Source organism: Kurthia sp. ISK08, assembly GCF_046159805.1.
Classification (GTDB): Bacteria; Bacillota; Bacilli; order Bacillales_A; family Planococcaceae; genus Kurthia; species Kurthia gibsonii.
This window is the reverse complement of the sequence record NZ_JBJXHL010000007.1, coordinates 65340-76447: the sequence shown is the minus strand read 5'-3', so window position 1 is coordinate 76447 and position 11108 is coordinate 65340. Positions and strand designations below refer to the sequence as shown.

The 11108-nt window shown below is 35.9% G+C and carries 14 protein-coding genes; 1 reads left to right on the top strand and 13 read right to left on the bottom strand.

Annotated elements, in window-relative coordinates; translation table 11 throughout:
• Positions 1-213 precede the first annotated feature (213 nt).
• The 7 genes from ACKVQX_RS12550 to ACKVQX_RS12520 form a co-directional block, all read right to left on the bottom strand.
• Positions 214-720 (bottom strand): QueT transporter family protein, encoded by a 507-nt coding sequence (locus tag ACKVQX_RS12550; protein WP_068457058.1) that lies wholly within the window; start codon positions 718-720, stop codon positions 214-216.
• Positions 721-850: 130 nt separating this feature from the next.
• The gene (locus ACKVQX_RS12545) at positions 851-1597 is read right to left on the bottom strand and encodes a 3-oxoacyl-ACP reductase (RefSeq protein WP_409136380.1); all 747 of its coding nucleotides are present in this window, start codon (positions 1595-1597) and stop codon (positions 851-853) included.
• A 55-nt stretch (positions 1598-1652) separates the two neighbouring features.
• Entirely contained in the window at positions 1653-1874 is a 222-nt protein-coding gene (locus ACKVQX_RS12540) for a DUF2829 domain-containing protein (RefSeq protein WP_087682009.1), read from the bottom strand.
• 35 nt (positions 1875-1909) lie between these two features.
• Positions 1910-2872 carry a diguanylate cyclase gene (locus ACKVQX_RS12535; RefSeq protein WP_087682010.1) on the bottom strand — a complete coding sequence of 321 codons (963 nt, stop codon included), beginning with the start codon at positions 2870-2872 and terminating at the stop codon, positions 1910-1912.
• Entirely contained in the window at positions 2869-3681 is an 813-nt protein-coding gene (locus tag ACKVQX_RS12530) for an alpha/beta fold hydrolase (protein WP_409136379.1), read from the bottom strand. Before ACKVQX_RS12530 ends, ACKVQX_RS12535 begins: the two co-directional genes overlap by 4 nt.
• A 250-nt stretch (positions 3682-3931) precedes the next feature.
• On the bottom strand, positions 3932-5620 hold the full coding sequence (locus ACKVQX_RS12525; protein ID WP_409136378.1) for an FAD-dependent oxidoreductase: 1689 nt from the start codon (positions 5618-5620) through the stop codon (positions 3932-3934).
• 70 nt (positions 5621-5690) lie between these two features.
• On the bottom strand, positions 5691-5864 hold the full coding sequence (locus tag ACKVQX_RS12520; RefSeq protein WP_156422387.1) for a hypothetical protein: 174 nt from the start codon (positions 5862-5864) through the stop codon (positions 5691-5693).
• Between the two features lie 230 nt (positions 5865-6094).
• Between ACKVQX_RS12520 and ACKVQX_RS12515 the strand changes: the two genes are divergently transcribed.
• Positions 6095-6643 (top strand): ECF transporter S component, encoded by a 549-nt coding sequence (locus ACKVQX_RS12515; protein WP_068457043.1) that lies wholly within the window; start codon positions 6095-6097, stop codon positions 6641-6643.
• A 39-nt stretch (positions 6644-6682) separates the two neighbouring features.
• On the opposite strand, the gene ACKVQX_RS12510 is transcribed toward ACKVQX_RS12515, so the two are convergent.
• From ACKVQX_RS12510 to ACKVQX_RS12485, 6 genes are all read right to left on the bottom strand, one after another.
• On the bottom strand, positions 6683-7306 hold the full coding sequence (locus ACKVQX_RS12510) for a CoA pyrophosphatase (RefSeq protein WP_285215644.1): 624 nt from the start codon (positions 7304-7306) through the stop codon (positions 6683-6685).
• A gap of 67 nt (positions 7307-7373) precedes the next feature.
• Positions 7374-7868, bottom strand: a complete 495-nt coding sequence (locus tag ACKVQX_RS12505) for an LURP-one-related/scramblase family protein (protein ID WP_121176111.1) — start codon at positions 7866-7868, stop codon at positions 7374-7376.
• 95 nt (positions 7869-7963) lie between these two features.
• Positions 7964-8461: an LURP-one-related/scramblase family protein gene (locus ACKVQX_RS12500; RefSeq protein WP_087682015.1), complete on the bottom strand. Its 498-nt coding sequence runs from the start codon at positions 8459-8461 to the stop codon at positions 7964-7966.
• Positions 8462-8471: 10 nt separating this feature from the next.
• Positions 8472-9401 carry a Gfo/Idh/MocA family protein gene (locus ACKVQX_RS12495; protein WP_240626027.1) on the bottom strand — a complete coding sequence of 310 codons (930 nt, stop codon included), beginning with the start codon at positions 9399-9401 and terminating at the stop codon, positions 8472-8474.
• A gap of 123 nt (positions 9402-9524) precedes the next feature.
• The gene (locus ACKVQX_RS12490) at positions 9525-10172 is read right to left on the bottom strand and encodes a peptidylprolyl isomerase (RefSeq protein ID WP_087682017.1); all 648 of its coding nucleotides are present in this window, start codon (positions 10170-10172) and stop codon (positions 9525-9527) included.
• 184 nt (positions 10173-10356) lie between these two features.
• Entirely contained in the window at positions 10357-11097 is a 741-nt protein-coding gene (locus ACKVQX_RS12485) for an ankyrin repeat domain-containing protein (protein ID WP_409136377.1), read from the bottom strand.
• Positions 11098-11108 lie beyond the last annotated feature (11 nt).

Sequence of the window (11108 nt, the reverse complement as noted above, 5' to 3'; positions counted from 1 at the left end):
ATTTTTTTATTATAGCAAATTAATAATAAAAAGATTTCTTTATTATCATATAATCCACTGCTATTTTATTTATTATCTACATTACTTAAGACAATGAACAATAAGTCTTTTTTATATTTTATAATACATTTTTTTACATTTTATTAGACCATAAAACCTATTTATTGTAATAAAAAATTACGCACAGATTATGCACGTAATTTAATCAATTCATTATTTATATAAATTAATTCGTTTACTAATTAAATAAATGGTAATTCCGCCTACTGTCATTGATAATAACTCACCAATTCCAACAAACAACCATGTTTCCCAGAATGGTAAATCTGCTAATACATATAATTGCAATGCTACAGTAAACATAGAGGCAGCGAAAATAAGTGCCGTAATAACCATTTTTAATTTCATATTTTGCATATTTCGCGTTGCATAGCGACAAATCATTAACACAACAAATGTCGCAACTCCACCAATCGGTACATCTAAGAACCAAGTGGGTGAGGCAAAATTAGCGATGATTACACCTACTGTGACACCTATAACATAACGCTTATGATACAAAGCTAAATAATTTAGCATCTCCGATAAACGTAATTGGATGGCACCAAAACTAATGACAGCTAAAAAAACGGTTACGACCACATATAATGAGGCAACCAGTGCTGTTTTCGACAGCTCAGAAATACTTGTTGAGCTTTTTGTAATCGACGTATTATTCATTTTTCTTCTCCTTTGTGGTACTACTATTTAAGTAGTCCAGTAATAACTACGACCAAAGGAAGCGAGTTTTCACCCAATCTGAAGTGCCGTAGTGTAAGCATTTTGCTTACCGAATTATTATAACAAATTCTTATTTGGCTATCCAGCCCCCATCAATTGGAATAACTGTGCCGTGAATATAATCGGCGTCATCGCTTGCAAGATAACTTGTTAGACTCGCTACTTCTTCTGGCTTTGCCCATCTTCCAGCTGGTGTCTGTTCTGCTACCCATTTTGCCATTTCACCATCTCCTTCAAAATCAGCTGCATTCATTGGCGTATGAATGGCTCCTGGTGCAATCGCATTGACGCGAATCCCTTCTCGACAATAATCTTGGTCTACTTGTTTCGTGTAACCGACAATCGCATGTTTTGAAGCAGTATAAGCTGCTCCTCCTCCGCCAGCTACAAGCCCTGCAATGGAAGCCATATTGATGATGGCACCTTTTTTCTGCTCTAACATAATCGGCAATACTTCATTCGTTACGAAATACGTTCCTTTGACATTCGTATTCATAATTCGATCCCAAAGCTCTTCATCTGTATCTAAGGTTTTTGCATAACCATCTAATACACCTGCAGTATTTAGTAAAATATGAATCGTATGAAATGTTTCGAGCGCATGTTTCACAGATTGTTTCACATGAAACTTATTCGATACATCGCCTACGCTATAGGCAAACTGTTTTGGAAATAAGCTTTTCATCTGTTTCATCTGTGTATCTTCTAAGTCAAAACCATATACATAAGCGCCTTTTTCTAAAAATAAAGCTACTTGTGCAGCTCCGATTCCTAAATTTGCACCTGTTACAAAAACTACTTTTTGATTAAAATTCATCTATATTCCTCCATATGAAAAGAAGCTGGCTCTAAAATTAGAGCGCAGCTTATTGTTATTCTACAATTGACCAATCTTCGGCTAAAATGTCACACACTGTCGGTTGGAACATCGTGTAACCTTCGCCTTCTACATTAATTAAAAAATATGGATTTAAGTTTTCTCCATTGAATTGAGAAGCCCCTACTAATTTTACATATAGTTCTGGACCGCTCCAACCGTCACGAATTACTTTTTCGCCATTTTTCAGTTTTGGTAATACTTCTTCGAATGTCATACATACACTTCCTTTTCTAACATAGCTTCATTTTATCATAATTGATTTGCATGAACTGCCTGATTGCGCCCATTATTTTTAACATAGTATAGCGCATCATCTGCTCTTTTAAATAGTGTTGTAATCGTATCATCTTCTGTTCGTGTTGATACACCTAAACTAATTGTAATATGGTCTACAACTTCAAATTCTTGGTTTCCTACTTCACGATTTAAAAACTGTGCAATTTCTAGTGCTTCATCTGCATTAATTAAAGGTAATAATAACGCAAACTCTTCTCCACCATAGCGCGTTACAATCCCTTTATCACCTAATGTATTACTTAAGCACTTCGATAACTTTGTTAAGACAACATCACCTGTTAAATGTCCATATGTGTCGTTTACCTTTTTAAAGTGATCAATATCTACCATAATCACAGATAATAGCACCTTCTCTTGCATAATCTCTTCCATACGTTCATTTAGATAACGTCGATTATAAGCACCTGTTAAAGCATCCACATGAGATATTTGTGACAACTCCAAATTCATCTGTTCTAATTTTACTTTTTGCTCTTCAATTTGCTGGTTAATTTTTTCTAATGCCTCTACTGCAATTTGATTTTGTTTTAATGCATCTTGTAGAGCATACTGTACATTTCTCAATTCTTTTTCATGATCGACTCGACGATTAATTCGCATAAACACGCAATCAATTATAGGTGTTTCTTCTTCGAATTTTTTAGCATTTAATACATATGAATCACTTGTACCTTCAGCTGTTTTTAATGTCAGCAGCATCTCTTCAACATGCCCTTGAATTGAGATTTTTGGATAAAAATAAGAATAGAACATCATCATACTTACTTTCGATAATACTTTTTCAATGGATTGATGAAGTAGTTGTTGCTTATCCATCTTCAACCATTTCGCCATTGTCTCATTTAGATTTAAAATTTCACCATCTAAACTTAGCTGCATATAACCGCATGGAGAATGTTCAAAACGATTCATCATATTGCCAAGTCACTCTCAATGAAGTCTGCAATAATCGCAGCTGTTTCTGAAGTATGACTAATATGTGGATAGTGCCCTTTTGCATTCATCACAACTAATTGACTATTTTCAATTGACTGATGTAGATAATCACCTACATGTTTTGGAACAATACTATCTTCTGCGCATTGTAAAATTAATGTATTCGTTTGTAATTGTGGTAATTGTTCGCGATAATCTGAAAAGAATGTGACTTCCGCAAACTCACGTGCGATTTTAGGATTTGTTGAAACAAAAACTTTTTCAAGATCTTCTGTTAATTGAGGCGCGGCTTCTTCTCCCATTCCAACAGGTGCCATATAACTCGCCCATCCTGAAAAGTTCATCTCCATCATCTCTAACAGTTCACGGACATCACTTTCTTCAAAACCACCATTAAAATCTTCTTTATTCAAATAACATGGCGAAGGTCCAATCATAATCATTTTCTCAAATAGTTCTGGTCGCTCGATTGCTACAAGCATACCAATCATCGAACTGATCGAATGCCCTAAAAAGATGACTTTTTCTAAATTCATCTCATCCATAATGTCGATAATATCTTGTTTGTAACCATGTAATGTACTATATTTTTCCTTATGATAGGCCTGTAAATCAGAACCTCCCGCACCTACATAATCAAATAAAACTAAGCGATATTTTTCTGCAAATGCAGGTGTGATATATTGCCACATGCTTTGTTCACAACCAAAACCATGTGCACAAATGATTGTCTGGTCGCCATCTCCAACCACGTTGACATTATTACGCTGTAAAATATCCATCTTCATCCACCTCTTTATCTATCTTATTTTCTTTTTAAAACGATAAGACTATTCTTTCTATCTTATCATGAATTTCCAAAAATGAAATAAAAGGGTGGATTCTAAAACATAACAAAACAGGTTGGAACAAAATACTTCACTTTCCTTTTTTAGTGTTCGTAACGCAAAACTGGAACCGTGCCACAGCGCGATTCCAGTTTTTCTTATGCTCATATGAGATAGTATTTTTATACTTATATCCCAGCCTGTTTATTCATTACTTAAAATTATATGCTGTTACAATCGGTTCTCGCTGTTGTAATGTATCTTGTACATATTCATACAAACAGATTCCCAAGAATGAGCCGGATACATTATAAACTTGCGTAAATCCGCTGTTTTGAAGTGCCATCACGGCATTATAGCTACGCTGTGCTGAACGACAATGAACATAGATTGGTCGGTCTTTTGGAATTTCATTCATACGTTCACGTAGCTCACTTAAAGGAACATTTAATGCTCCTTTAATCTGTCCATTTTCAAACTCATTTTTTTCACGTACATCTAAAAAGAAAGCACCTTGTTCATATAAATCACGTACTTCCGATACATGAACTTGTTTAAAACGCCCATACAATACATTCGTTGCAACAAGAGCTGCCATATTTACAACATCTTTTGCTGTACTATACATTGGTGAATAAGATAGTTCTAAATCTTTTAAATCCTCAATCGTACCGCCCATCGTAATCATCGTAGCAATAACATCAATTCTTTTATCTGCATTTCCTTTACCAATCGCTTGTGCACCTAAAATTTTGCCTGTTGGCACTTCATAAACTAATTTAAAATGAAGTGGATTACTTGAAGGCATTAATCCCACTTTATCTGGTGCAATCACGTAAACAGAGTCCACTTCGATACCAGCCATTTTAGCTGTGCGTTCATTAATACCTGTCGCTGCACAATTGTAATCAAAAACTTGAATACTCGATGAACCAATTACACCACGTTGGCGGTTTGTAATACCATACATATGGTCTGCGGCTGCACGTGCTTGTTTTTGTGCTGGACCAGCTAAAGCAAGACGTGTTGGACGACGTAGAATTTGATCGTATACTTCAATTGCATCGCCTACAGCATAAATCGAAGGATCATTCGTTTGATAATTCGTATTTACTTTAATACCACCTGTTATCCCTAAATCTAACCCCGCTTGTATCGCTAAATCGGTTTCCGGTTTCGCACCTGCTGCAACTACAACTACCTCTGCTGCAATCTTTTTACCGTTTGCAAGTAACACATGCGCTGTTTCAATTTTTTCAACCGCTGCACGCAATTCTAAATTCACGCCATGATCGAGTAATTCTTTTTGCATGATTTGCACCATATCTTCATCATACGGATCCATAATTTGTGCACCACGCTGAATTAATGTCACTGACTTTTTCGCTTCACGTAAATTTTCTGCTACTTCAACACCAATAAAGCCACCGCCAATAACCGCAATATCCTGTACACCATTCATCTGAATATAGGTTTGTAATCTCTCAATATCTGCTACATTTCGAATCGTAAATACATGCGAAGAATGGATTCCTTCAATAGGAGGTAACATCGGTTTTGCACCCGGTGATAATAGTAAAATATCATATGCTTCTTCATAGACTTCACCTGTAACAACATGTTTCACTTCAATTGTTTTGCGGTCCCTATGAATCGCAATCACTTCTTGATTCACACGTGCATCTAAATTATATTGTTTTTTAAATTTTTCAGGACTCATCATAATTAATTTTTCACTTGTTGGAACAATTCCACTTAAGTAAAACGGTAAAGAGCAATTTGAAAAAGAAACATGTGGCCCTTTTTCAAACATGATTACCTCTGCTTGTTCGTCTAATCTACGAATACGAGCAGCTGTAGAAGCTCCGCCTGCTACGCCACCAACAACTAATACCTTCATTGAATATATCCTCCTCATTTGTTTATACCTATATCATATACCCCTATAGGTAATTAAACAAGGAATATCACTACTTTTCGATTAGTTCTTTTCTCATTTCTTCCAATTCAGCAATTTGCTCTTTTGTTAGTTCAATTAATTCTTTTGTGCCTTCGTCAATTTCACCAGGTGCTTCTAGAACAGATAACATATCCTTTGCATCCTCTAACATTAACTCAATATTTTCTAATGACAATTTCGCCATTGTAAACGCCTCTTTTCGTTCAGATTATTTTCATACTATAGCGTATTTATCGGTAGATATGAAGCAATTCAGCTCGTATTAAATGACAATTTATCGAATAAATCAAATTTATGACAAACTACCATTTTATAAATTTTCTGACCACTTTAAATATATTAATTCTGGCACTTTTAAACAGTCAGTGTGTTTGCTAATGTAAGAGTACAAATTGAACCAAAGGGGTGGTTACTATGCAAAAAACATTATCGAATACAAACGCTCGTCCGCGCTCTCATACATATGACTTAATTATTACAGCGATGTGTATTGCACTTGTTTTTGTTGCAACATTATTTTTAAACATTCGTTTACCAATCTCAATTAATGGTGGACTCGTCCACTTAGGTACAGCGATGTTATTCATTGTAACGCTATTATTCGGACCGAAAAAAGGGATGATTGTCGGTGCCATAGGTATGAGTCTATTCGATTTATTCTCAAACTGGACATTATGGGCTCCGTTCACATTCGTAACACGTGGATTACAAGCCTATATTGTTGGCTCTATCGCCTTCTATGGTGGTCGTAAAGGTCGTAGTATTCCATTTAATATTGTCGGTATTTTAGCTTCTATACCCGTTATGTTAGCAGGTTACTATTTATGTGAGGGTATCCTATTCGGTAATTGGGTTGCACCAGCTACATCGATTCCAGGTAACTTACTACAAAACAGTATAGGTCTACTTGTAGCGATTCCAGTAGTTGCTATACTTAAGAAAATACCGATGTTCCGACCATAATGAAAAACAGGCTTCGCTCGATATGCGTCGCCTGTTTTTTTATGCGTCTTTTTTCAATTGTTCAATCACATAGCGTAATATACGTGCTGTTAAGCCCCATACCGTATGCCCCTCATACTCATAAAACCATTCTTCCATATCGCGAGAACGCCATTTATAATCTCGTCCACGCGCAATTTTATCATATGGAAAATCATCTTTTGGCTGAAGTTTGACCGGAACATAATGACGGTAAGCTTCATGACTTAATAGCCAATCTACTGGTATCGTAAAAGTTGAACCTACCTCATCTGGATTCAATCTATAATGTGACTCATCCGGAATTACTGCAACAACAGGATAGACGACAAAAGAAGGCGACATGATAAGAGGACTTAGCTCTTGTAAGATTTGAATATCTTCTCTTCGAACACCTAACTCTTCTTCAGTTTCTCGAATCGCGGCATCCTTTATAGAAGCATCTGTATCATCAATTTTTCCACCTGGGAAACTAATATCTCCCGGCTGCTTACGCATTGTGACAGAACGCACTTCAAATAATATATGCCACCCATCTTCTTTTTGAATCAACGGAATAATAACAGCAGAACGGAAGGCTTGTTCTTCACCAATAAAAAGCGGCTGTGGTTTACGCAATTGCTGTCGAATACGTTCTAATTCCATTTCACTTCTCTCCTATACGTTTATTCTCTCTCTATGATACAGCGTATGAAAGTGAAACGAAATCTTTTTATAGATGTGTTAAATCTTCTTCTAATCGGTGATCCACACGTACACAATCCACTGCAATAACAATCGCCACAAGAATTAACTCTTTCGATTCATCTTCAATTTCAATGAAATATCGACGGCGCCCTTTTACAAAATGTTCTTTGACGCGTCCAATATGCTCTCCTTTACATAACACTTCAAATTGCATATCCATCCAGTTTCCTTGTACTTCGATATTAGCGCCCTCAATTGTGTAATGCGCCTTTAAAAAAGAGCGTTCTTTTTTAATTGTGAGTACATCTTGTCCTTCTACTTCTACAAAAAAGCGTGGTAATAAACTAAATGTTTTTTTCGTGATTTTAGCTACTTGTTGTCCATCTCGGTCAAGAACTTTGAATTCTCTTGGTAGATGTAAAAATCCACCCTCAATTGTATAAGCTACTTCATCTTGTTCATCTCGAATAAAAAATTCCTTAATCGCATATGTGTTACCACCCATGTGTAAAGTTTTCATAATTTCATCCACACCTTTTCATTATTTAATTAGGTATGACTCTCTTACCCCTTTAAATAACGAAATAACGATATCACATCATTTTGTAATTTGAACTATACAGATGTAGATGCTGCTGCTGCACGATCATCTGCTTTTACGCAATCAATTGCTACAACAATCGCTACAAGTATAATCTCCATCGCCTCATCTAAAACTTCAATCTCATAACTATCGCCCCAACTAAACCACTTTTGTCTAACCGAACCGATACACGTTCGATTTTGATAGACTTCGAAATTCATATCCCACCAATTTCCATTCACTTCAATTCCGTGACCCTCAATACTATATTTCGCTTTAAAAAATGAAAATTCCTTTTTGATGGTTAGTACTTCTTGTCCTTCTACTTCTACGAAAAAACGTGGTAAAAAACTAAATACTTTCTTAGTTACAAGCGCTACCTCTTGTTGCTGCCGATTTATAATAGAGAATTTTTTAGGAATACGTAAAAAACTACCTTCTACACGATACACATCTTCTTCAGCTTCATTTTTCACCGTAAATTTACTGTTTAAGCTAAGTACTTTTTGCTTCATATACAACTTTTTCATATTCTCACTCCTATTTTAATAAAGAATCAATTATATGTTGGACAGATGCGCCTTCTTCAAATGAAACGTAGTTTGAACCTTTACCCTGAAAGTAGAGAGAAACCTCATCTAAAAAAGAAATGTTAGATTTTTGTAATGTTAGTCGTTGTTCTGGTTGGTTAGGTGTACTAACCCATAATTCTGCCCAATTTCGAATGGTCATTGTCTTTTTCGTACCATGAATACGATAGATTATTTGCTCTTGTTCTGCGACACCATGCGCTCCTTGTAAAACAAACGGAATATTTCCCGGAAGTTGTGCAAGTGCACAAACACTCTGTTCACAAAGCTCTGGATTCTGCGGATAATTTGTTTGATGAGATTGAAGTGATCCCTCACCAAAAAGTCGTTCTGTCATCTGAAGATAGTGTGGGAAAATTTCACGAATAAAACCACCCTGTTCACGCGTGCGAATCCAATTATTTTCTTGCCATGGGCGTGGCCACTGTGGAAAATAAGTTGATAACTCAACCTGAATAACATCACCGAGTTCCTGTTGCTGTATTGCTTTTTCTACATATAAAAATTCTTCCCCGTATATCATTGGAAAATGCATAGCTGTTTTAACACCATATTCTTTAGCAATTTCCACCATTCTTTTTCCTTCTTCTTCATTGTGAGCAAGCGGTTTTTCACAAATAACATGTAATCCTCTTTTTGCACAACCTTCTGTCAAAAACATATGGCTAATAGGTGGTGTGCCAATATAAGCGAATTCAGCCTCTATTTCTAATAGTTCTTCTAATGAAGAAGTTGTTTGAACGTTATAACGCGCTGACATTTCTTGTAACCGCTCTGTATTCGCGTCGTACATTGCTACAATCTCTACACTGGTGGAGTTAGCTGCTTGTTGAAGTATTCTCTCTCCAACAACACCTGCTCCAATTAAAATCCCCTTCATCCTCATCATCCTCTCTTTGTGGATATCTTTTCAACTAGTATAAGTTATACACATGTGGATATCTTTTCAAAAAAAATCATCCTTTATTGTATTGTGGACAACTTAGGATGATTTTTCAAATCTTTATTTTACTTTTACTGGTTCTGGGTAATCAAAGCCTTTTGTATCAACTTCGACTTTTTTCATCTTTTGATCTTTATTCGGCTTATCCGAGCCATCACGTTCAACTTTTACAATTTGGTCTACAACGTCCATTCCCGATGTCACTTTACCAAATGCCGCATAGTCACCATCTAGACTTGGTGTATCTGCCACCATGATGAAGAACTGTGAACCTGCCGAATCATTGTTTTGACTGCGTGCCATTGATACAACACCACGTGTATGTTTTAAATCATTGTCAAAACCATTTTTAGAGAACTCTCCTTTGATTTCATAGCCAGGACCTCCTGTACCATTCCCATCTGGGTCTCCACCTTGAATCATGAAATCAGGAATGACACGATGGAAGATTGTTCCGTCATATGTGCCTTTTTTGATTAATGAAATAAAGTTCGCAACTGTATTCGGTGCTTTTTTTGGATATAACTCCATTTGAATCTTTTGATTATCTTCCATTGTGATGGTCACAATCGGATTCTCTTTTACTTCTGATGCATAATTTGTTTCAAGCTCTTCTTTTGATTCTTTTTTATCTGAACTACATGCTGCTAACATTGCGATGAGTGCCATCACCATAAATAATAGTAGTCCATACTTACTCTTTTTCATGTATAAATCCTCCCTCTCTTCTTACCAAAAATATACCATACTTTTAAATAGAACCAAAAAGACAGAATGAGATAAACTATCTTACTTTCCCTTTAAAGTTCGCAACGAAAAATCGGAATCGTGCCACAGCCCAATTCCGATTTTTCTTATACTTATATAAGGTGGTTATGTTCCAACCTTTATTCTAATTTAAAATCTCAATCATTTTGCGATACCCTTGTTCTTTTGCGTAATCTAACGCTGTCTTACCATAGCGGTCACGTAGATTTTGATTTACTCCTGCGTCCATAAGCTCTTGCACAATTTCTTGATATACTTTCGAACCATCTGTTAAGGCAACTGCTTCAATCAATGCTGTGTAACCATAATCATTTTGATGGTCAATATCTACTTGTTCATCTGTTAATAGTAGACGAACATTATCTAAATGCCCTTTTTCAGCTGCTGGAATTAATGCATTTCCGCCAAAACGATTTCGTACTTGTTGATTTGGTTTTGCATGTTCCATCATATAACGTAAAATCTCTGTTTTCCCTTGTGCACCTGCATATAAATAGGCGCTATCTTGAATCGCATCTTGCTGATTAATATCTGCACCCGCGTCAATTAATAATTTTGCGATTTCTATATCATTTTCATGTGTAGCAATGAGTAATGGCGTTTCCTTTTTATCATTTGTTTCATTTATAGTTGCATTGCTACGTGCCAAAATCTCTTTTACTTTTTGTACATCTTTTTCTTCCACAGCTTGTAGAAGTTCCCCTTTTTGTACTTGCTGTTTTTCTTTTGGTTGTAAGTCTTTCTCTACTGCTTCTTCTGTTACCTCTGTCTTTGTCTGTTTTTCCACATTGTCATCCCCTTTTGATGTGCATCCAGCCAGTAATAGTATGGTAACTGCTGTTAAACCTATTATATTCTTCAACATCTATTCACTCC